At 63.6% G+C, this 21,568-nt stretch carries 23 protein-coding genes; 13 read left to right on the top strand and 10 right to left on the bottom strand.

From position 1 onward, the window contains the following. Positions 1–139 precede the first annotated feature (139 nt). On the bottom strand, positions 140–385 hold the full coding sequence (locus ACP2YO_RS26545; RefSeq protein ID WP_426434124.1) for a hypothetical protein: 246 nt from the start codon (positions 383–385) through the stop codon (positions 140–142). Between the two features lie 184 nt (positions 386–569). Between ACP2YO_RS26545 and ACP2YO_RS26540 the strand changes: the two genes are divergently transcribed. From ACP2YO_RS26540 to ACP2YO_RS26530, 3 genes are all read left to right on the top strand, one after another. Next, positions 570–1,160 (top strand): NADPH-dependent FMN reductase, encoded by a 591-nt coding sequence (locus ACP2YO_RS26540; protein ID WP_426434123.1) that lies wholly within the window; start codon positions 570–572, stop codon positions 1,158–1,160. Positions 1,161–1,194: 34 nt separating this feature from the next. Further along, positions 1,195–1,977 carry an SDR family NAD(P)-dependent oxidoreductase gene (locus ACP2YO_RS26535; protein WP_426434122.1) on the top strand — a complete coding sequence of 261 codons (783 nt, stop codon included), beginning with the start codon at positions 1,195–1,197 and terminating at the stop codon, positions 1,975–1,977. A gap of 230 nt (positions 1,978–2,207) precedes the next feature. Further along, complete coding sequence (locus ACP2YO_RS26530) at positions 2,208–2,837, top strand: L,D-transpeptidase (RefSeq protein WP_426434121.1); 630 nt, start codon at positions 2,208–2,210, stop codon at positions 2,835–2,837. A 68-nt stretch (positions 2,838–2,905) separates the two neighbouring features. Here ACP2YO_RS26530 and ACP2YO_RS26525 read toward each other — a convergent pair whose 3' ends face one another. Next, complete coding sequence (locus ACP2YO_RS26525; RefSeq protein ID WP_426434120.1) at positions 2,906–3,946, bottom strand: hypothetical protein; 1,041 nt, start codon at positions 3,944–3,946, stop codon at positions 2,906–2,908. A 368-nt stretch (positions 3,947–4,314) separates the two neighbouring features. Between ACP2YO_RS26525 and ACP2YO_RS26520 the strand changes: the two genes are divergently transcribed. From ACP2YO_RS26520 to ACP2YO_RS26505, 4 genes are all read left to right on the top strand, one after another. After that, positions 4,315–4,899, top strand: a complete 585-nt coding sequence (locus tag ACP2YO_RS26520; protein WP_426434119.1) for a septal ring lytic transglycosylase RlpA family protein — start codon at positions 4,315–4,317, stop codon at positions 4,897–4,899. Positions 4,900–5,083: 184 nt separating this feature from the next. Beyond that, positions 5,084–5,263: a hypothetical protein gene (locus tag ACP2YO_RS26515; RefSeq protein ID WP_044541853.1), complete on the top strand. Its 180-nt coding sequence runs from the start codon at positions 5,084–5,086 to the stop codon at positions 5,261–5,263. 108 nt (positions 5,264–5,371) lie between these two features. After that, positions 5,372–5,557 (top strand): hypothetical protein, encoded by a 186-nt coding sequence (locus ACP2YO_RS26510; protein ID WP_426434118.1) that lies wholly within the window; start codon positions 5,372–5,374, stop codon positions 5,555–5,557. A gap of 197 nt (positions 5,558–5,754) precedes the next feature. Further along, positions 5,755–6,630 carry an SDR family oxidoreductase gene (locus tag ACP2YO_RS26505; RefSeq protein WP_426434117.1) on the top strand — a complete coding sequence of 292 codons (876 nt, stop codon included), beginning with the start codon at positions 5,755–5,757 and terminating at the stop codon, positions 6,628–6,630. Here the strand turns inward: ACP2YO_RS26505 and ACP2YO_RS26500 are convergent. From ACP2YO_RS26500 to ACP2YO_RS26480, 5 genes are all read right to left on the bottom strand, one after another. After that, entirely contained in the window at positions 6,627–6,872 is a 246-nt protein-coding gene (locus tag ACP2YO_RS26500) for a DUF6894 family protein (protein WP_426434116.1), read from the bottom strand. The two genes, ACP2YO_RS26505 and ACP2YO_RS26500, sit on opposite strands and share 4 nt — an antisense overlap. Positions 6,873–7,250: 378 nt before the next feature. After that, positions 7,251–7,481 (bottom strand): DUF6894 family protein, encoded by a 231-nt coding sequence (locus ACP2YO_RS26495; RefSeq protein WP_426434115.1) that lies wholly within the window; start codon positions 7,479–7,481, stop codon positions 7,251–7,253. 138 nt (positions 7,482–7,619) lie between these two features. Beyond that, positions 7,620–7,964, bottom strand: a complete 345-nt coding sequence (locus ACP2YO_RS26490) for a tRNA-binding protein (RefSeq protein ID WP_426434114.1) — start codon at positions 7,962–7,964, stop codon at positions 7,620–7,622. 7 nt (positions 7,965–7,971) lie between these two features. Beyond that, on the bottom strand, positions 7,972–8,841 hold the full coding sequence (gene pdxY, locus ACP2YO_RS26485) for a pyridoxal kinase PdxY (RefSeq protein ID WP_426434113.1): 870 nt from the start codon (positions 8,839–8,841) through the stop codon (positions 7,972–7,974). Positions 8,842–8,856: 15 nt separating this feature from the next. Then, on the bottom strand, positions 8,857–9,030 hold the full coding sequence (locus ACP2YO_RS26480) for a hypothetical protein (protein WP_197086828.1): 174 nt from the start codon (positions 9,028–9,030) through the stop codon (positions 8,857–8,859). A gap of 145 nt (positions 9,031–9,175) precedes the next feature. On the opposite strand from ACP2YO_RS26480, the gene ACP2YO_RS26475 reads away from it, so the two are divergent. Beyond that, complete coding sequence (locus ACP2YO_RS26475) at positions 9,176–10,096, top strand: DMT family transporter (RefSeq protein ID WP_426434112.1); 921 nt, start codon at positions 9,176–9,178, stop codon at positions 10,094–10,096. 548 nt (positions 10,097–10,644) lie between these two features. Beyond that, positions 10,645–12,051, top strand: a complete 1,407-nt coding sequence (locus ACP2YO_RS26470; protein ID WP_426434111.1) for an adenylate/guanylate cyclase domain-containing protein — start codon at positions 10,645–10,647, stop codon at positions 12,049–12,051. A gap of 521 nt (positions 12,052–12,572) precedes the next feature. Here ACP2YO_RS26470 and ACP2YO_RS26465 read toward each other — a convergent pair. Then, entirely contained in the window at positions 12,573–13,586 is a 1,014-nt protein-coding gene (locus ACP2YO_RS26465) for an IS5 family transposase (RefSeq protein WP_426434110.1), read from the bottom strand. A 379-nt stretch (positions 13,587–13,965) separates the two neighbouring features. Here ACP2YO_RS26465 and ACP2YO_RS26460 point away from each other — a divergent pair, with 379 nt between their 5' ends. From ACP2YO_RS26460 to ACP2YO_RS26450, 3 genes are all read left to right on the top strand, one after another. Next, positions 13,966–14,226: a PepSY domain-containing protein gene (locus tag ACP2YO_RS26460; RefSeq protein WP_426434109.1), complete on the top strand. Its 261-nt coding sequence runs from the start codon at positions 13,966–13,968 to the stop codon at positions 14,224–14,226. An 83-nt stretch (positions 14,227–14,309) separates the two neighbouring features. Continuing rightward, positions 14,310–15,068, top strand: a complete 759-nt coding sequence (locus tag ACP2YO_RS26455; protein WP_426434108.1) for an ROK family protein — start codon at positions 14,310–14,312, stop codon at positions 15,066–15,068. 203 nt (positions 15,069–15,271) lie between these two features. Beyond that, a complete protein-coding gene (locus ACP2YO_RS26450; RefSeq protein ID WP_426434107.1) occupies positions 15,272–15,907 on the top strand; it encodes a hypothetical protein in 636 nt (211 codons plus the stop codon). A gap of 85 nt (positions 15,908–15,992) precedes the next feature. Here the strand turns inward: ACP2YO_RS26450 and ACP2YO_RS26445 are convergent, their stop codons facing one another. Beyond that, complete coding sequence (locus ACP2YO_RS26445; RefSeq protein WP_426434106.1) at positions 15,993–18,161, bottom strand: alkaline phosphatase family protein; 2,169 nt, start codon at positions 18,159–18,161, stop codon at positions 15,993–15,995. Continuing rightward, entirely contained in the window at positions 18,158–19,825 is a 1,668-nt protein-coding gene (locus ACP2YO_RS26440; protein WP_426434105.1) for a multicopper oxidase family protein, read from the bottom strand. The genes ACP2YO_RS26445 and ACP2YO_RS26440 overlap by 4 nt, the downstream gene beginning before the upstream one ends. Positions 19,826–20,364: 539 nt before the next feature. Between ACP2YO_RS26440 and ACP2YO_RS26435 the strand changes: the two genes are divergently transcribed. Then, positions 20,365–21,411 carry an acyl-CoA desaturase gene (locus ACP2YO_RS26435; RefSeq protein ID WP_426434104.1) on the top strand — a complete coding sequence of 349 codons (1,047 nt, stop codon included), beginning with the start codon at positions 20,365–20,367 and terminating at the stop codon, positions 21,409–21,411. Positions 21,412–21,568: the final 157 nt, after the last annotated feature.

Genomic DNA, 21,568 nt, shown 5'->3' with positions numbered 1-21,568 from the left:
GCCTCAACCGTACCGGGTGCGCATTAAACATGGGTTTACGATGCGGGACCGCGCCGGCGCAGCGCGGGCTCGCCCATCTCCGCCGAAAGTCGAATCCGGCTCGTCGCCGCCCGTGCCGGCGTGGACGAGGGTTCTGACCTCAGTGCTCGTCTCCCTCGGCGCTCTTGGTCGTGGTGCGATGCTGCGTCGAACCGTTCGTGCCCATCTCACCGCAGGGCAACTGTGTCCAGCTGCCGTCGGCCGTCTGCTGATAGGCCTGGCAGCTGGCGGACGCGCTGGATTTGTCGTCGGTCTTCTGGTGGTCGGAACTCTTCGCCAGCGCAGGGGTGGCAACCGCAGCAAAAGCTGCGAGCGAACCTGCGAAAACCAGCCTTGCGATCCGCATGTCGGGCTCTCCTTCTCGAAGCGGGGCTATATCTGGAGACGAATCCGGCGATTTTGGGCCGCGGCGGACGAACGATGGGGGATTGCTTAATGGCCGGAAAACAGGCGGGTGGGCCCGTTAACGCTTGCGAATATGCGACGCTTCGCAGGACCGCGCCTGTGCGACTATGGTAGTATCGGGCATCATGACCCACCGCATTCTCGTTCTCTACGGCTCCTATCGTTCCGACCGGATGGGGATTCGGCTCGCCCATTTCGTGGTCGAAAGCCTTCGTGCGCGCGGCGACGATGTCGAACTGATTGACGCCAGGGAAATCGGCCTGCCGATGCTGGATCGGATGTACAAGGAATATCCCAAGGGGCAGGCGCCCGCGGCACTCGAGACGCTCGCCGGAAAAATCCGCGGCGCCGACGGCTTCCTGTTCGTCACCGGCGAATACAATTGGGGCATCCAGCCCGGCTTGAAGAACCTTACCGATCATTTCCTCGAAGAATGGTTCTGGCGGCCGGCCGCGATCGCGAGCTATTCGGCCGGCCGGTTCGCCGGCGCGCGCGCAGCGACTGCCTGGCACGGCACGCTATCGGAGATGGGCATGGTGGTGATTTCCAGCACAATCGCCGCGGGTCCGATCGCACAGACCTTGTCGGCCGACGGCAAGCCGATCGGTGATGGCGGCAAGGCATTGGAGCACGCCTTTCCGCGCTTTGCCGACGATTTCGCGTGGTGGATCGAGGCGGCCAAGGCCCAGCGGGCGCGCAAGGCGCCGCCGTATTGAGGTCCGGGCGCAGCGGTTTGGGAATTCAGAGATCATGAGCCTCTTCGATTTACCCTTCGATCCCATCCGCGAGGCAGCCCTGGTGACCGGTGCGGGCAGCGGCATCGGCCGCGCGATCGCGCAGGCCCTGGTCGGCGAGGGGGTGCGCACGATGTTTGCCGATCTGCACGAGGACAGGGTCGTGGCCGCGATCAAGGTCGCGCCGCGCCCTGAACTCGCGGTGCCCTGGATCGGTGATCTCGCCAGGCGCGAGGCCTGCGACGCGCTGCTGGCGCATGCGCAATCGGCACTCGGGCAGGTGACCCATTTTGTCCACAGCGCCTCGCCGCCGCGCCGCGAGGCTGATCACGCGATGGCGGTCGATACGGACACCTGGCAGCAGATGCATGCGGTCAATCTTGACGCCGGCTTTCATCTGTCGCGCGAACTGGCGCGTAAGCTGATCGCAGCGAAGACTCCGGGCTCGTTCCTGCTGCTGACCTCGCTGCACGCCGGCACGCCGCGCAATCTGCCGCATTACTCGACCGCGAAGGCCGGCATGGCGATGTTGGTGAAGGAGCTCGCCAAGACGTGGGGCCGCTATGGTATCCGTGTCAACGCACTGGTGCCCGGCGCGATCGCAGCCGGCGGCTTCGTCGCCGATCCCGCGCTTGCAAAACACATTCCGCTCGGCCGGCTCGGGCACGCCGAGGATCTCGCGCCGACGGCGCTCGCGGTATTGTCGAACAAGCTCTCTGCATACGTCACCGGCGCATCGATCGTGGTCGACGGCGGCCTTTCGCTGACCAACTGGTTCGCGCCGCCGGAGCTGGACTGAGATGCAGGCGTCTACTCCTTCGCTCTGATGTCGCCCCCGAGTCTCCTATGTCTTCTGCAGGAGCCCAATGTTTCCGACGCTTTTTTGCAAGGCCGGCGTTCGCGGGAACTCACCGTGACCGTTGAGACGCAGGCTTTGACGGTGCTGATCAAACAGACGTGTTCCACGCGGCGCTGCCACGATTTCAGCACGATTTCGGCAGCATGTGACGCAGGTTGACGCAGGGGAGAATGATCGTGTCGAAGTTGGGGCTGGCGGCGGTGCTGTTGGGATCGCTCGCACTCGGCGGCTGCATGCAGGCGACGCTCTCGCCGGTGACGGACGTCGCCATGACATCGCGGGACCGGCAGCTGCTGGCGAATCCGCCTTACGCGCAAGCGAGCATCCCCGAGCAGTTTCAGCGCCACATCGTCGACTTCCAACGTCGCGAACAGCCGGGCACGATCCTGGTCGATACCGACGCGCGTTATCTCTACTACGTGCTGCCCGACGGCAAGGCGATCCGCTACGGCGTTGCGGTCGGCGAAGAGGCGATGGCCTTCTCCGGCGTCGCGACTGTTGGTCGGCTGGCGGAATGGCCGGACTGGGTTCCGACGCCCGAAATCCAGGCGCGGCTCGGACCGTATCCGGCTCGCGTTCCGGGCGGCCCGGCCAATCCGCTTGGCGCGCGCGGCATCTATCTCTACCAGGGCAACAAGGACACGCTCTATCGCATCCACGGCACCAACCAGCCCGAATATATCGGGCAGGCGATTTCGTCCGGCTGCATCCGCATGAACAATGCCGATGTCATCGACCTCTATCAGCGGGTCAAGCCCGGAGCCACGGTAGTCGTGCTGCCGCCCGGTCAGAGCGCGTAATTCCCGATCGGTCGGCGGCAAGGTCGCGGCGGACTAACGGTTTCCCGCATCCGCGCCTCAAGTCGATTTCAACGCAACGGCATCGGCGGACGCACCACCGGGCCGTCATCATCGGCGTCAACAACGGCGGATTGCGGCGGCGCTGGCGCAACAGTCCGGGGTAACGGCGCAGGTGCAGCGACTGCCGGCAGCGGCGCGACCGCGGCCCGCCCGGTTGACACCGGAGGTGGCGGCGGGATGTATGCCTGCGTTGGGCGGCGGACCGGCGGCGGTACAACAGCCGCGTGCGGCGGCGTTGTGGCGCGCGGGCGCGGCGTCACCCTGGTCTCAGTCGTTCTTGCGACACGCTGGGCCAACTGATCCTGGCTCGCCTTGAGCTGGGCGACACTGGTCTTGAGCTGCTCGACCTGCTGTCCCATCGACGCGAGGTCGCGCGCCATCGACTGCAGCAACTGTGTTTGATCCGGTGCGACGGTGGCCGCTGCCGGAGCGACGACCGCAGCAGGCGCGGCTGCGGGAGCCGGTGCAGCGGCCGGTGCGGGTGTTGCTGCGGCGACGTCCTGTGGCGGAGCGGCCGGTGCCGTCTCTGCTGCCGGCTGATCGGCGGTCGCTGCTTGGGCCGCGGGCGGTGCCTGTTCAGGAGCGGGCGCAGCTTTGTCAGGAGTGGGCGCAGCCTTGTCAGGAGTAGACGCAGCCTTGCCCGGAATCAGCGATGACAGCAGCGCGACCTGCGGCGTCCACTCCGCTACCAATTGCCTGGCGCGATCACCGTAATGTTGCCAGGCCGCGGCACCCATGGCGCTGACGATCGCAAACACAAACCAGAACGCGCGGACCGCCCATCTGTTGGGGCGGGGCGGAGCGCGATCGTGCAGGACATCGTCGAGCCTGATGTCGTGGGTCGCGGCGGCGCGATACATTGGTGCAGCTGGAGGAGCGGGCGCGACCGGCGGGACAGACGATGGGGGCACGGCGCTCGGACCGAAATGCGGCTCGCGGTGTTCTGGCGATCCCGTGCCTGCCGGTGCGAGTGTGGGGGCGGCGGTGTTAGGGCGCGGCCCGAAGTCAGGCTCGATCGCGAAAATATCGTGCGGATCGGTGTCTTTCATGGACAGTGTCGATTGCATTGGCGGTCCCCGTTTTCAGTCCAAGGTCAAACCGCAATGGGCGGCCGGCGCGTTTACGTCCTGTATCGACACTTGGCCCTTTCCCCACCACTCCAGTCCGGTTTGACCAAAGCATGGCGAGAGGGTGGAGAGGTTGGGGTGTTTCGGGAACCGGAATTGGAGCCGCATTTCCTGGCCCCCGCGGCCGATGACCCGTGGTGGTTGTGGCTCAATCAACACACTCGAACGGAAATCGCACCGTCGGAGCTGCGTCTTGCCGCATCCCGCCTCCGTTCCGCCCCGATTGGATTCGGCTGATAGGCGGATGTTGATCTTTCGGCTTGGGCTGGGGCGCGAGTTGGGGGTGCAACATGTCACGCGACGGTATTGTTCGTTCGGATGTCGGCGTCAAACTCTGCACATGCAGTGCTGCGCCCTCGTGCTTGTCGGCTCGTCCACGAAATGCGCTCCGCCTGTTTGCCGTCGTGATCGGCGCCGCATCGCTCGGGGCCTGCGCCCAATCCTCTGTTGTCAGCGAGCGCTCGCCGGCGCTCGCGAGCCGGCAAGCGTCGATCGAGCCGACGCGCGCCGCCTCGTCGCCGCCACGGACGCGTGTCGCAGTCGCGCACAGGCACACGCCATCCGCGTCGCGCAGGAACGCGGGTGACACCAAGATCGCATCGCGAGGGCTCGCGAGCTTTTACAGCGAGGGGCAGCAGACGGCGAGTGGTGAAAAATTCGACGGACACGAATTGACCGCCGCACATCCGACATTGCCGTTCGGGACCAAGCTGCGCGTCACCGACGTCAAGACCGGCCGTTCGGTGACGGTGCGCGTCAATGACCGCGGCCCCTACGTACCCGGGCGGATCGTCGACGTTTCCTATTCGGCGGCGCAGTCGCTTGGCATGGTCGGCAAGGGGGTCGCAAACGTCCGGCTTGATGTCGTCGAGTAGCTGACACGCTTTCATCCTGTTGGTCCGCGTGACCGGCGCAAGCGGACGTAGGCGCGACCGCGCGCTGAGCCTTTGCGTTCGCTGGGCACGCAGCTTCACCAAATTGTCACGCTCGCGGCGAATTGCGGCCCAATGGCGCTGCCAACACAGGGCAGGAACCGGTATCGTCGGAGGGGATGGAGCGTTGGCTTACAAGATGGTCGCAGAACGCGACAACGAAACGGTCAGGGTCGAACGGGAAAGCACCTGGCTCATCGTCGCGAAGGCGAGGGTTTGGGCGAGCGAAGGATGGCAGGTGGTAATCACCGACAAGGACGGCAAATCCTACCCGCCTGAGGAGTTCGACAAGCTTTTGGCGGCGTGACGCGCGTGTGTGGAACAAGATGTCTCGTCCAGCGGTTTGATTGGTGGCACGCGGGACATCCGATCAGATGTCCGGTGGACTCGGCGGAAACCACGCGAGGAGAACGCCATGATGTCTGAGATGCAAATCCACATGATCGCGCGGCGGATGCTCGACGAGCACGGCCAACAGGCGATTGCCCATGCCGCGCACAATGCCGTGGCTTGCGAAAGCAAGGGCGAGACCGAGGAAGCCAAAGAATGGCGTCACGTCGAGGATGCCATGAAGCTGATGCGCGGGCCGCATCAGGGCTGAAGACCGGGCGGCAACAAGGTTGACCAAGTGATCCAGCGGGCGGGTCCGGTGGATGATTTCTCTTGCGATCTCCGTTTTGCCGTTGCTTGCCTTCGCCATGGATTCCGGGAACTCTGCCGCGGCAAGCAGCAGACAAATTTCACTGGGGAATTCGCCATGGCCCTTTCGCTCGACGACGTGGGACATCCGCGTTTCCGATGAAGCTTCTGGTCTTCGGCTACGGCTATTCGGCGCAGGCCATTGCCGAGCGTCTACGCGGAGCGGGCGCCGAGATTGCGGCGACGGTGCGGACACAGGCAAAGGCCGATCTGCTGGCGCGGAGCGGCATCCACGCCAGGCTGTTATCGGAGGGCTACCGCGATCCCGCGATTGCGGATGAGATTGCCGCCAGCGATGCGATCCTGGTGTCGATCCCGCCGGATCAGGGCGGGGATCGCGTGCTCGCGGCCTTTGGTGAGGCAATCGCCGCGGCGCCGCGGCTGCGCTGGATCGGCTATCTCTCGACGGTTGGCGTCTATGGCGACCACGCCGGCGGCTGGGTCGTTGAAACGACGCCGGTTGCGCCGCGCGAGGGCCGCTCGCGGATCAGGGCGGAGGCGGAGCTGGCGTGGCTCGGTTTCGGTGCGGCGCGCAGCAAGGCTGTGCATCTCTTTCGATTGGCCGGGATCTATGGCCCCGGTCGTAACCAGCTTGCGCAACTGGCAGCAGGCACGGCGCGCCGGATCGTCAAGCCGGGCCAGGTCTTCAATCGCATCCATGTCGCCGACATCGCTGCAATCATCGAAGCGTCGCTGAAGCGCCCGCGCGCCGGCGCCGTCTACAATCTCAGCGACGACGAACCCGCGTCGCCGCAGGATGTCGTCGGCTTCGCCGCGCAACTCTGCGGCCTTGCTCCGCCGCCCGAGATTCCGTTCGAGCAAGCCGATCTCACGCCGGTGGGGCGGAGCTTCTATGGCGAGAACAAGCGCGTACGGAATGCGCTGATCAAGGACGAACTCGGCATCGCGCTGCGGTACCCGACCTATCGGGAGGGACTGACGGCGCTGCGGGCGAGCGGCGAGGGGCCGGTCTAGGCGCTCTCCGGCATTTTGCGCCATCGCGGCAGCGGATCGAGCGGCGTGCGATAGAGCTCCCTGTTGTCGGCATCGGTGACGCGCACCGCGCAGCCGCGCGCCTTCAGCTCGGGCTTCACCTGCGACAGCTCGTCGGCGAGCTGATCGGCACGATCGGAGGCGACGTGAAGGTCTTCGAGGATGATGGTTCCCTGATTGCGGAACTCTTCGTCCACGACGAGATCGAATTTGTAGTACGGCATTCCGAAATTCTCCGCCGAAGTTTTCTTACTTTCGGTATGCAGTACAGGATAACACTGAGTCGACGGTTCCCTAAGACGCATCGCGCACAATCGTCGAGCTATCGGCGCAAAATCGATGTGCAGCAGGACCGTGCGTGATGCGTGAATGTGCAGCGTGTCCGTAGTTCACCGGAGATTCGCCGCACCATTTCGTTAATCCGACTCGCGCAGCTGGTGCCTCGCGCGCCATTTCGGGCCCGGCCCGCGCATGTAATGCCGCTCCGGCCGGTAAGGATTGCAGACGCTTTCGATCAGCGCACGCAGCGCGTTGAGATGGCGGCGCAACGGCGTCAATGAAGACGACGTCAATGAGGATGGTGCTGACGGCATGTGTGCGTCTCAGTGCAACTGGCCGAGCACGGCGGTAAAGGGCAGCTCGAAAATCTCGGTTCCGAGATCGTCGGTGACGTGCAGGATCCAGTTGCGCCAGTCCTCTGCGCTCGGGGTCATGACGTACGTGCGCACCAGTTGTTCGGCATGCTCGCGTGCTTCCGAGATGTTCATGGCAGCGCCCTTGCGGTCCAGCAGGACGTGTTCGTCGTCGGAGCAGTGGAAATAAAGGGCGGTCATGTGTTGATTCCCATGAGGCGATTCTCGCGCGCTGAAATAGCAGCGCGCAGCCTTGCCGAGAATCCGGGTGATCCCCCATCGGTAAACTACGGGGAATCCACATCATTTGAATCAACTGGTCGTGATAATGACGTGACCTCAAAAAATCGCCTCACCGATTGCAACCTCGCTGCGCGGGCCGAGCACGATCACCTGTCCGTCCGCATTCTTCGCACCGAGGATCAGGAGTTCCGAGGTGAAACCCGCGATGTTCTTCGCTCCCAGATTGCAGACGCAGACTACCAGCGAGCCGAGCAGCGCCGCAGGCTCATAATTGGTGATCTGCGCGCTCGACCACATGATCCGGTCAGTGCCGACATCGACGCCGACCTTCCAGGACGGATTGCGCGCGCGCGGAAACGGCTGGACCTCCATGACCTTGCCGATGCGAATATCCAACCGGGCGAAGTCGTCGTAAGTGGCTTGCGGCTTCAAGGGAGACATCGGGTCCTCATGGCTTGGTGGTCCGGTCGTCCACGGCTACCGCCTCGAACCTGCGCGTCGGATGAACCATCTCCGCGGCGCTTTCGACGATGCGCATTTCCTCGGTGCCCCTCAGTGCAGTGCGCTCCAGCACTGCGAAGATGGCGGATGCGGCGTGGCTGAGCGCAGCGGGCGTCTCCGATCCGCGCACGCGGGCGGCGACGAACAGGGCGGCAAAGAGATCGCCGGTGCCGTTCGGACTGATCGGCAACCTTGGTGTGCGCACGCGCCAGGCATGGCTGCGTTCGATCGCGAGGGTCTCGATGACGTCGCCGGGCGAACCGGCGAGTTCGGCGCTGGTGACGACAACCGTCGACGGCCCGCGCGCGATCAAGGTGCGGGCCAGCGCGATGACAGCGCCGATCGTCTTGGCCGGCGCGCCGCACAGCCATTCGAGCTCGAAATGGTTGGGGGTGATGATGTCGGCGAGCGGGCACAGATCGTCGCGCACCAGCGGCGGGATGTCCAATCGTACGAACAGGCCGTCGTCGCGATCGCCGAGCACGGGATCGCAGCAATAGAGGACGGAGGGATTGTTCGCCTTGGCGCGGGCAACGAACTCGGCAACCTCCGAGCCGATGTCGGCCGAGCCGAGATAACCCGACAGGATGACTTTCGCATCGTCCGGCGCGCCGCGCTCCTCGATCCCGCGCAAGAGATCGGCGACCAGTTGCACATCGAGCACCCGGCCGCGAATGGTGTCGTAGCCCGGCCGGTTGCTGAGCAGCGTGGTCGGCACGGCGATCACGTCGATGCCGTGCAACTGCATCGGGAAGACCGCCGCGCTGTTGCCGACATGGCCCCATGCGACCTGCGACTGGATGGAGATGACGGTCATGCGGGCTACGCAGCGTTAGCCGAACAACGCGGCATAGATCACGTAGATCCAGCTCAGGATGCCGTGGATGATCGCCCACAGGATCGAGTGGTTCTTGGTGTAGGAGATCGCGATCGCCAGCGCCGAACCGAAGCCGACGCCATATTTCGCGCCTTCGACGCGAACGCCGTAATATCTGTTGCCGTTCATGGGAACCCCTTCGCTGCGTGGCGTCGACGCAGCGTAACCCACCGGCCGATGCGAGTGAACGGCGGATTGCGCTCCGCTCATTCGCCCTACGAGCCCTGCATGTCCGTGGGTTGATCGGCCGCGGGTGCTGACGTAAGCGTCCGTCATGACCCAGCTGGCCGGTGGCGCCGAAATTCCGACCCAAGAATTGGAGACCAAGGCGGCCCTGCTCGGGGTTGCCTGCGGCCTTGGCGCAGCGCTGTTCTGGGCGCTCGGTTTTGTGGCAACGCGCCATGCCCTGAAGATCGGCTTCCAGCCAGTGGACCTCTTGATGCACCGCTTCCTGTGGTCGGGCCTGGCATTCCTGCCGGTGGTGCTGCGCGCCGGGATTGGCAATCTCTGCGGCATCGGATGGGGCCGGGGGCTGGCGCTGATGGTGCTGGGCGGGCCCGTGATGGCCATCATCAGCTATACCGGCTTCCTGTTCGTGCCGCTTGGGCATGGCAGCGTCATCCAGCCGTCCTGTGCGACGCTCGGGGCCCTGTTGCTGGCCGCGGCGTTCCTGAAGGAGCGCATCTCGCCGTCGCGCCTGGTCGGCGCCCTCGTCATTGTCGGTGGCCTCGTGGTGATCGGAGCCGAGTCGATCAGCCAAATCGGCGCGAGCGGCGTGCAGGGTGACCTGATCTTCGTGCTGACCGGATTGATGTTCGCGGGCTTCGGCACGTTGCTGCGCTTCTGGCGCGTCTCCGCCTTCTCCGCGACTGCCGTCATCAATGTGCTGTCGCTCGCGCTGCTGCCGGTCTATGTGGCGACCGGAGGGCTGGCCAGGCTGGCTGCGATCGGCTGGCCGGAAAACGCGTTGCAGGCGCTGGCGCAGGGCATCCTTGCCGGCCCTGCGGCGCTCTATCTGTTCGCGGCGTCGATCCAGATCCTCGGCGTCGCGCGCGCCGCCATCTTTCCCGCCATCGTGCCCGCATTGACGGTGCTGGTCGGCTGGCTTGTGCTCGGCGAGCCGCCAACCGGCTTGCAGGCGGCGGGACTGGTCACGGTGCTGACGGGGTTTTATCTCGCGCAACGGCAACGATAGCTGCGACATCGACGGTACATCGATCGATCGCGCCTCCGCGATCTCGCGACATGATTTGTCCGAGCTTTGCATTTCGTTCCGCCCTCATCTTGCAGAGGGCGCAGGGAAAGCGGGGTGCCGATTGCACCCATGGGCCCGGTGCAACAAAAAGCACCGGGGTAGGACCACAGGTGTAACCGGAAACAACCCGGCGCTCCCTGCGCGATGGGTTACGGCTTACTTCGTGCTCTCCTCGGCGAGACCGGGCTTTTTTGCCACCGTCATTCCCGGGAAGTGTGAGCTTCTCGGAAAATCGACACCGGCCACTGGGGCGTCAGGACCACACGACTTCACCGTCCGCGTCAGCCTTGCGCTCGTCTTCGCAAGCTGCGCGTCCACCGCATCCCACCGCGCGTTCGCGACGTGCGCAACGCCCCTCTCATCGGGTGAGACGGGGATATCTATACACCATCGCCCGGCCGCATGGCGGCAGGTGGCAGCTTGGCGCTACGTAGAGTTGATGGGCGAGCGGACTTCCGCCGGGTCTGCTTTCATGCAACATTTGTCGCATGAGCGAAACTGAGACTTTGTTTGGGGCACTGCGTCAGTCGGCCGACGGACCCGTCGTCGAGATGCTCGAGCGCATGGTGCTGAAAGCCCCGGATCATGCATTGAACAGGATGAACGCGCTTGATCTTGCGGCCAAAGCCGGGATCGACGAGGAGCGGGTGATCGCGGGGCTATTGCATGCGGTCGGGCTCGGCATGCTGGAGATGACATGGAGCGTGATGTGCCCGAGTTGCGCCGGCGTGCTCTCCGCCAACAAGACCCTGAAGACGCTGACCAGCACGCAATATAGCTGCGGGTTCTGCGCCGCGGGCTATGAGACGACGCTCGACAATCTGGTCGAGGTGACCTTCACGGTCAGCCCGCGCCTGCGCAAGATCGCGGCGCATAGTCCGGACCGATTGTCGGTCGCCGACTATTATCGCCAGGTGTTCTGGAGCTCGGCGATCAATCTTCCCGACGATCTGGAGAAGGTGCTGCGCGAGGTCACGCTCGAAACCGTCGACCTGCCGCCAGGGGAACGGGCCATCCTGTCCATGCAGGTGCCGGAGGGCACGCTGATCGTGTTCGATCCGGTGACGCATGCCGCGCAGTTCCTCGATGTCAAAGGCGAGGAGGCGAGCCAGCGCCAGAATCTTTCGGTGACCTTCAACAAGGCCCAGCTTCCCGTCGAGACCGTCATCTTGCGCCCCGGGCCGCTGCGGCTCACGCTGGAAAACCGCACCGACGATCGCGTGTTGCCGGCGGTCTGGGTGGCGAGCCAGGCGCTGGACGACCTGCTGACCCGACGCAAGCCCATTCTCACGGCCAAGCGGCTGCTCACCAACCAGACGTTCCGCGATCTCTACCGGACCGACACGCTGGCGTTCGGCCAACGGCTCAAGATCCTGAGCCTGACCTTCCTGTTCAGCGACCTCAAGGACTCCACCGCGCTCTACGACCGGGTCGGCGACCTCGTCGCGTTCGATCTCGTCAACGAGCATTTCCGGCTGCTGCAGGAGATCATCGCCTCCGAACGCGGCGCCATCGTCAAGACCATCGGCGATGCCGTGATGGCGACATTCGAAACCCCCGACCGCGCCATTGCCGCCGCGATCCGCATGCGCGAGGCGATGAGCGATCTCGGCGCCGAGCGCCAGCATCAAAGCCTGCGCCTGAAGATGGGCATCCACGAAGGGTCATGCCTTGCAGTCACCCTCAACGGCCAGCAGGACTATTTCGGCCAGACCGTGAACGTCGCCTCGCGCGTCCAGGGCCTTGCCGCCTCACGCTCGATCGTGGTGACGGAATCGGTGGTGGAGAACAGCGAGACCCGGATCTTGCTCGAGGCCCACGGGCTGACGCCAACCCGCCGAACCGTGGCGCTGAGCGGCATCGCCGACAAGGTGTCGGTCTACGAGATATCGTAGCCCGCATGAGCCAACGGGTCGCGCGAATGCGCGCCCGATGACAGGCTCCGCGACATGCGGGTCTGCGGAGAGAGCGGCCCCGGATATCGCTACGCTCATCCGGGCTACGAAATACGAGGCGTTAGACCTCGTGCAAACGCGTTGTTAAGAATCGGCACGCGTTGATTTGTTCGATTCCGATTCGTTCTTTGCGAACAAAATGGAGTCGGATGGAGAACGTGTCGTCCTTGGGTGACGAGAAGCATGCGATGTCGCGGCAAAGAAAACTGCGCTCCCTCTCCCGCTTGCGGGCGCTTGCGGGGGAGGGTGGGGGTGGGGGCTCTCTCCGCGAGTCACGTTGTGGAGATAGCCCCCACCCGCCACGCTTCGCGTGACGACCTCCCCCGCAAGCGAGGGCTTTGCGCAATCGCCTCTGCGGGAGTGAGGGCCTGTATCAGGGATTTTTTTGCTTGCTCTTGGACGGCGCGCGAGGATGTACGGCCTCGTTTGCCCAGCCGATCGACAGTATTGCGGAGCGGCGGTCATGCCGGAACTCCGATTGGGCGCAATATTGCCCATCGTTTGAGGTTCATGGCCAGGCAGAGAAGGCGCAGATGAGTGTGGTTGCGTGCCAGGCCCAGATAGCGAGCGCGGGCCCAGCCGTAGACGCCCTTGAGGCGCGCGAAGACTTGCTCGACCGGCGCGCGGCGCCGTCCCACGGCATCGTTGAAGCGCTTCTGTCGCTCGGTCAGGGCATGATGCTTGTTGGGCCGGAACATCAGCCGCGGCTTGATGCCCCGGGCCGCGAGCCCGGCGCGGCGCTCGTGCTTGTCATAGGCTTGGTCGGCGTAAACCGCCTTCTCGTCACCGCTGATCAACTCGTCGGCCGGCACCGTGTCGTTGACCGCGGCGTCGGTCAGCTTGCTGCGACGGATGATCGCCGAGCTCTGGTCGACGCCGACATGCGCCTTGTAGCCGAAGTACCGCTTGCCACCCTTCTTGGTCCATCGCGCATCCGCATCGCGCTCGCTGTTGACCAGCTTGCTCGGCGCGCGCCCGTCCGGGCCGGGCGGCAGTGGCTCCTTCGGTGGCTTCGGCGGCTTCACCGCCGACGGGATCAGGCTGGCATCGATCAATGTGCCTCGGCGCAGCACCAGCCCGCGCGCGTCGATCTGGCGCAGGATCTCGGAGAACAGCGTCTCGTCCAGACTGGCCTGCTGCAAAGCTTCGCGGAAGCGCCAGATCGTCGTGTGGTCGGGCGTCTCGTCACCGAGCACAAAGCCGCAGAATTCTCGGAACGAGGTCCGGTCATCGAGCGCTTCTTCCAGCTCCGGATCGGACAGCCCGTACCATTGCTGCAACAGCAGCGCCTTAAACATCACCAGCCGCGGATAGGGCGGCGCGCCACGCTCCGGTTCCGGGAGGCCGCGCAGCACGCGCTCGATCGCCGCCCAATCGACCAGCTCGCAAATCCGCCTCAGCACCGCACCCCCTTTCCCCCGCCGCGACGCCAGCGCATCTGCGAAGCTCGCTTGCCCAACCTGCCGATACGCCATCCCCAGCTCCATGTTCAGCTCGGTCTTAGAGAATCGCAGATTCGCCTTTACGCAAAGCCCTCGCAAGCGGGAGAGGTGCATCGAGTTTGCGGCCGGACCGCTGACTTCATTTAGCGCTCGTTCGTCTGTGCAACGAGTTGAAGCAAACGTGTTGTTAAGCTTTGCGCCGCGCCGATTTTCTCGATTCCGATTCGTTCTTCGCGAACGAAATGGAGTCGTATGGGGAACAAAGCTACGGCGTGACTGCGTCGGGATCGCCACCAAATCGCCGCAACATCGGAAAATTTCGCATCGGTTTGTGATGTCAGCAGCCGGAACGGATTGCGCTTCTCGCTCGTTCTATGCCGCGCAACAGCTCAACGTTCGACAGGAGTGATCCATGCGAAAATTCATCCTTCCCATCGCTGCAGTCCTCGCGCTCGGCGCGGCGACGCCGACCTTCGCCTATGATACCGGCGATCAGATGTCGATGCAGGCCGCGATCGGCGTAGCGAACCAGCTTGGCATCATGACGGTATCGGACACGCAGTTCCTCGGCGACGAGTGGGAGATCGAGGGCCGCGACGGCTTCGGCCGCTGGATGCAGGTCGATGTCGATGCGCAGACCGGTGAGGTGCGCAACGTCGATCGGAGCTGGTAATCGGCTCACTTGGCCCAGCGTTTTTCGCTTGCCTTGACGAGGGGGCGCATCTTTGATGCGCTCCCTTAATATGGCGCGAGACCATGGCCAAGAAAGCGAAGAAGAAAACGAACAGGAAAACAAACAAGAAAACGAAGAAGACCAGGAAGCGCACATCCCGGCGAGCGGTGCTGTCGATCGACATCGGCGGAACGCACGTCAAGGTGATGACCGACCGGGAACGTGTCAGGCGCGAGTTCGAGTCCGGGCCCGGTCTGTCGGCCAAGGACATGGTGCAGAAGGTCCAGGAACTGACCAAGGACTGGTCCTACGACGTCATCTCGGTCGGATATCCCGGGCCAGTCGTCCACAACCGCCCCTTGAGGGAGCCCTACAATCTCGGCCGTGGCTGGGCCGGCTTCGACTTCGAGGAGGCCTTTGGCCGCCCGACCAAGGTCGTCAACGACGCGCTGATGCAGGCGATCGGCAGCTACCAGGGCGGCCGCATGCTGTTTCTCGGCCTCGGAACGGGCTTGGGCTCCGCGATGATCGTCGACGGCATTTCCGAGCCGATGGAACTTGGCCATCTGCCATACCGCAACGGCAAAACCTTCGAGGACTATGTCGGCGCCGCTGGTCTTGCGCGTCACGGCAAGAAGAAATGGCGCAAGGCCGTCGACGACGTCATCGCGCGGCTGTTCGCCGCGCTGGAGCCCGACTACGTCGTGCTCGGCGGAGGTAATGCGGAGAAGGTCGACAACCCGCCGAAGAAGGTGCGGTTCGGCGATAATGCGAATGCGTTTGAGGGTGGGTTTCGGATGTGGAAGAAGGGGACGGTCAAATCGTCCGGCGTGCGGCGCTAGCAGTTTGTAGGATGGGTGGAGCGAAGCGATACCCATCAATTCTTGCGCAACAAGCGATGGGTATCGCTGCGCTCCACCCATTCTACGGGCTCGACTCCCTCTTTTCGCGTGTTGGCGTGACGCGTCGGGCGATGGCACGTTGCATATTCCGCTTGTAATAGTTTCCGGGCAATGGAAGGTGCGATGTAACGAGGGCTGAAGCGATGCGAAGACCGGTCGTCAGGCTTACTCTTCTGATGGTAGCTGTGCTCGGCGTTCCCGCTTCGATCTCGGCGCTGCCGAGCGACATGTCTGCCCCCGATGCGGATACGCCAGGCGGCGCTGACAAGCTGTTCGCGGCGTCGCCCTCGGATTCGCCAGGGGCTCCTGCAGCCGTTGGACGCACGCCGCCCAGTGGAAATCCGCTCTGGGCGATCCCGTTGGGGACATTGTCGAGCACGCGCGAGCGGCCGATCTTTTCACCATCGCGGCGGCCCCCGCCATCCGCTGTCGCGTCGGTGCCGGCGGCGAAAGCGCTCCCGCCGCCGGAACCAGCGAGGGACGAGCGTCTGCAACTTTCGCTGGTCGGCACGATTATCGGCGGCGATCAGAGTTTCGGGATTTTTATCGATCAGCCTACCAAGGCGGCGCTGCGCCTGAAAATCGGCGAAGACTATCAGGGCTGGAGGCTCCGTTCGGTCCAGGGCCGCGAGGTGACCCTGGAGCGGGGCCAGCAGACCACAATAGTCAGCCTGCCGCTGCCCGGTGCAAGTGGCGCCGGGCCGGTGCGCGCACGGACCGATAGCGCGGTAGCCGAAATCCCCGCGGACCCGCCGGCTCGGCCCGGCAACCGTCATTAGGAACGCGCTCAAGCCGCGAAAATGCCCCTGGGAGAAACCTCCCAGGGGCATTGTATTTCGCGTCTATCGTTGACGTTGCCTTCAATCAGTTCCCGTGACCCCCATCATGATCATGGTCATGATCAAAGCTGAAGAAGTCGAACAGATCGCTGATCGCCGGTGAGTTCACCGGCACATAGGGATTATTGGGATCGGCGACCGGGTTCGGGAAGTTGTCGCGGCTACGCTGCGTAATCGGCTGCAAATCCCAGTTACGCTCGATGAATTTGATGATCGAGACGTGATCGGAGTATTCGTGCGAGATGTATCCAGGCTTCGCCAACGGCGAGACAACGATCAGCGGGATGCGGGTTCCGTCGCCGAAGAAGTCGAGCGCTTGCACATAGCCCGAGTTGAAGTAGCCGCCGCCTTCGTCGAAGGTAATGAAGATGGCGGTGTCGTTGGCGTAAGGCGAGGCCGCCACCTGATCGACGATCTTCTTGGTGAAGCCTTCGAACAGATTGAGCTTGGACGATGCGGGGTGACCGTCGGTGTAACCGCTCGGCTTGACGATCGAAACCGCAGGCAGCGTCTTGTTGGCGATGTCCGAGTACAGGTTCACCGAGTCCTGAATGTGCGCGGCCACCTGATCCGGATGCGACATGATGGAGGTGTCGTACTGGAACGGATTGCAGATGTTGCAATACTCATCGGCTTGCGGTCCGGGCGTACCATAATTGAGCTGGTACGGATCGTTGACGTAGCTGTTCCACTGGTCGCCATAGTATTTCCAGGAAACATGTTTGGCGTTGAGGCTGTCGCCGATGCTCGGTGTCGACGATGGCGGAATTGTAAACGGCGTATTGGCCGGATTGGTGTCGGTGTAGGCGTTGTTGCCGTTGCCGAAATAACCGGGGTTATAGTTGTTCAAGAGATAGTAGTGGTTGGATTCGCAGCGCGCGTCGATCGGACGCTGGTGTGATCTGAGGTAGTCCAGGATCGGCCCGACCCCGGGCTGCGAGGGATCGGAGCAATTGCTGTACGAGCCGCCTCCGGAGACCGCAGCCGTGGAATAGGGCGGCGGAGAGCCCGCGTTGCCGCTGTTGCCGTAACCGTCCTCCGTGTACCAGTTGTTGGTGCCGGGTGCCGGATTCGGGTTTTCCAATTCATGGACGACGCCCGCGTCAGGGCCGGGGGAGAAGACCACCTGGCCGTTCGGCGGAACGGCCGGCTTGCCGTCAGGGCCGCTGAACCAGAGCGCATCGGCGTGGCCGAACATGATGTGGTTGGCGCCGGTGCCGCCATTGACCGACTGGTGGAAGTTGTCGCTCATCGCGTACTTGTCCACCAGCTTTGTGAAATACGGCACATCGCCTTTTTGAACGTTGTAGAAGCCAAGCGCCGTCGAGCCTTCGCCGGTGGTCGTTGCGGTCGCCGAGTACTCGGTGCTGAAGTTCGCGGGCTGCGCGGCGCCATTTGCCCCCGCACCCACGGTCACTTCGACCCACGCGAACAGGCCGCCGTTGCAGCCCGAGGGATTGTCCCGGCTGGCGGCTGAGTGGCTGCAATTCAACTGCTGCCACATCTGGTAGAAACGATGCACCGGGCTGGCTGCGTAGGCGTCATAGGTGAAAGTGTTGCCGTTGGTCAGCTGAAATGGTCCGGCCGGCAAGGTGTTGACGTTGCTGATGCGCTGGTCGGGTGTCTTTGAGGTCTGGCCGGTGCCACCGCTCAGCAGGAACTGATAGTAGCTCGGATCCAACCCGGTTTCCGACTGCTGCGCCAGATCGAGGCTCGCCTCGCATTGCGTGATCGGCGTGGCGGTGCCGCACTTGTTAGGAAAGTAGGCGACCTTGGGGCCGCCGACCAGCGGGGCGGGCAGCTGGTCGTTGGGGAAAGGCATCTTCGGCGGGCTCAGCAGGAACGCGTCAGTCGAACCGTTATCCTGCGCAGCCAGCTGATGGACCGAAGCGAAGTGGGGTCCTGGAATAGCGTTCTTGTTGGCATCCAGCTTGATGGCGCCTCGGGAGAGCAGGTTGTCGACGTGCTCCCCGGACTTCTTCGGCACGTAAGTGGCGAACACGTGATCGAAGCTGCGGTTCTCGCCGATGATGACGATAACGTGCTTGATGGGTGAATGCGTGGGGTGGCGATCGCCATGGTCTTGCCCATCATCGGCAAGAACCGGTGCGAGCGTGAATTGTCCCAGCGCGAGTACGCTCAGTCCCATGCAGCAGCTGTTGAGGAAGCGGGATTTAGGCTTAGGTCGCGTCATAGTGGTGCTCCTTTGCTCGTTTGGTTTGACGACTCGACGTGAACTACGGTGTTCGCCGGCTCGACGCGTATTCTGCCCATCATGCCGCCGTCCTCATGCTCCAGGACGTGACAGTGATAGACAAAGGTGCCGACGATGTTCGGATTGCGAAAGTCCATGCGCAGCCGCACGGTCGGATACTGCAGCATGCGGCCGTTGTAGTAGGGGACGTTGACCGTATCGCGCAGAAACGGCTCTTTGACCGGCAGGCCGGACCAGTCGATCAGCTGGAAGTGCAGTTGGTGGATGTGGAAATCATGCAGCTCCGCCGAGCGGTTTTCGATGATCCAATCCTCGACGTCGCCTTGCTTGACCACGATGTCAGGCACGTCGGAATTCATGTCGAACGGCTTCGGCGCCTGGCCGTCCACCGTAATGAAAAACGCGGTGGGGCTCTTGGGATCGTTCGGATTCTGTGGCCGCTCGGAGAAATACAGCTTCCGCACGCGCACCGGAGCGACGCTGCCGACCCAGGGCATCGTTGCCGGTGGCAGCGGCCTGGGATTGGACGGCAATGTCGCGCCGGTGTCGGGGGCATCAGCCGCGGCGACGATGGTGGCGAGGGCGCGGTTGGGATCGTTTTCGCCGTCCGGACCGGTATCGACCGTCCGCGTGACCAGCAGCGCCGGCACGCCAGGCGGCGGACCGTCAACGATGAACTCGGCTCGCGCGCCAGGCGGAATGCCGATGTGATCGACCCACGCGATCTCGGGCGCCGGGCTGCCGTTGAATTTGATCGGGACGCCGTCGATTGCGATGATGCCGAGGCGCTGCGGCATCCGCCGGAACAGGACGGCGAGATTGAGATAGGTGATCGCGGAAGCATTGAGAACGCGCCAGACTTCGCGCTTGCCCGGTTTCATCGTGATCGACGCCGGCGGATAGTCCGGATAGGGGACGGGCACGCGGTTAATGGATAAGTCCTTCGCGGGCTTGCCGAAACCGGTGCCGTTGTTGCCCGCGTCGCCGTCGCGATCGATCAGCGTTGGGGGGACGACAGGTTCGGACTTCGATGGCGAGGCATCGGGATTGAGCAGTTCCTGATCGCCGATCGTCAACACGCGCTCGGGCAGGCCCGCCACCGCGGGATTTGCCCTCTCGAGGCCTTCGACGATCAGCGCGCCGTAGGCACCGCCGAGCACCTGCGCCTTGCTGTAACCGTGAATATGCGGGTGGTACCAATAGAGGCCGGGTGCCGCGTCGGAGGGAATGCGAACGCGGTACTCGAACGGCGGATCGCCGGGCTGGATCGAGGTTTTCATCACGTCGTCCTGATGGCACACCGGCGCCACCGTCATTCCGTGGAAGTGCAGGTTGGATGAAACCTCCGTCATGGCGCCGCCGCCGCACGGATCCGCCGTTTTCTTCGACGTGCAGATTGGTCCTGCGATCGCCTGATTTTCGGGGCTGGTTCCGCTGGTATCCGTCGCGACCAAGTCGATCAGATTGTTTGTGAATCGCAGGACCAGCAGATCGCCGGGATTGAGCCGCAGTGTTGGAGACAGCGTGCCGTCGGGCGTCAGGTAACAGTAGCGGGTGGAACCATCAGGCTGCTTCTGATCGGTGATGCTGAGGTCGACTTGCAGGACACCGTCACGACTCCGAAGATCTTTCGGTTCCGTCACTGCGCTTCCAGGTTGTGGCTGAGCGCAAGCTGCACGCGGCAGGGCTTGCTCACGGGTCAGGCCGGGCGTTCCTTGCGATACCGCAAGCACGAACAGAACGGCGACAAACAAGCCGGCCGACACCGCTTGCGCCACACGACCACGGCCGACGCCGAGAAACCATCGATGCGAATGAGCATCACGATCCGACATCCCGCATCGACCCCCCACGCCACCAAGTTCATTGGTATGATGTGCGGGCTTTCTTACGGGCGAATGACGCGCGGGTGACTTCGTGGTGTTGCGCACTAAGCGTCGTGCGAAAGAAACAGCACTGCTGCGTGCAACGCCCCATCAACTCTTGCGCGATAGGCGATACCCATCCAACTCCCGCGCGACAAGCGATGGGTATCGCTTCGCTCCACCCATCCTATGGGGTCACTGACCGCGTCTTTTCAAGTTCGCTCCGCACTCCCGCGGCCGATCGGGTCCTTGCTCGGGATAACCCGCGTCTGTACGGTGCGTCTCAGAACAGTCAATTTTGGAATGGATCAGCTGAAATGACCGCAATTCAGGGGGTGGTGTCGGCGGAAGGCGCTGATCAGAAAATGCCACCAGGTGTGCTTCTCGAAGGCCCGGTGGTAGACGCCAAGTTTCGCGATTCCTATGTCGCGTTCGGCTTTATGGTCGCAGGTTCGATCGCGGCGCTGGTCTGGGCATTCACGCAAGGCATCGGCTGGGTGGAGATTTCCGTCTTCGCCGGCACGTTCGCGCTCAGCACGGTCGGCATCGGCTTCATGCATCGCTACTTCGTCCACCGCAGCTTCCGCTGCGGTCCGGTCATGCGGACGTTATTCGCCGCGATGGCCACGATGGCGGTGCAGGGCTCGGTGCTCAAATGGGTCTCCAATCATCGCCGGCACCATCTTCACGCCGACAAGCCCGGCGATGTCCACAGCCCTTACTACGACGGCGCCGGCAACCGCCATGTCAGCTTCGCCAAGGGGATGTCGCATGCGCAAGGCGGCTGGGTGTGGGACCGACAGACCACCGATGCCGAATACTACGCCAAGGATATTCTGGCCGACCCGATCGCCATGTTCTTCACCAGGACACGCTGGTACTGGTACGCGATCTCGGCGGTGATCATTCCGGGCGCCCTCGGCTACGCGCTCGGCGGCGTGCACGCGATGATCGGCTGCGTGTTGTTCGCTGGCCTGTTCCGCAGCTACGTCATGACCATGGCCACCTCGCTGGTCAACTCGGTCTGCCATAGCGACGGTCGCTACGGCTACCGCCGCTTCGATCTCAACGACGGCACGACCAACGAGTTGGTGACCACGATCCTCACCTTCGGTGAAGGGCTGCACAACAACCATCATCGGTTTCCGCGGGACGCCTACATTTCGCACGCCTGGTACGAGATCGACATCAACGGCCTGATTATTTTGGGGCTTGGCAAACTCGGCCTCGTCCACGACATCTTCGCGGCCGGCGCCGGTCGACAGTCCCGATCGCCAGATACGCAGCAGGACGGCCTTGGGGCCGTCGCCATCCAGGACCCATTCGACCGCGTCACGGAAGACCTTCGCCCGTCCGGAAGGTAGACCTGCCCGCTCTTCCCGGAAGCCGGCCCGCTCGTCCGCTGACGAAGCCGACCGCGTTTGACTGCAACCTCGGCGCGCCTCGCCGTCGCAGGGGCGCGTTGCCAAAATATCGAAAACAACCCCATGCAAAGTAGCCGGCGGCGGACGGCGTTCGACC

Origin of the sequence: Bradyrhizobium genosp. P, from assembly GCF_049949265.1 — a bacterium.
Taxonomy (GTDB): domain Bacteria; phylum Pseudomonadota; class Alphaproteobacteria; order Rhizobiales; family Xanthobacteraceae; genus Bradyrhizobium.
Note: the sequence above shows the minus strand (reverse complement) of the source record. Positions and strands in the feature narration are given on the sequence as shown.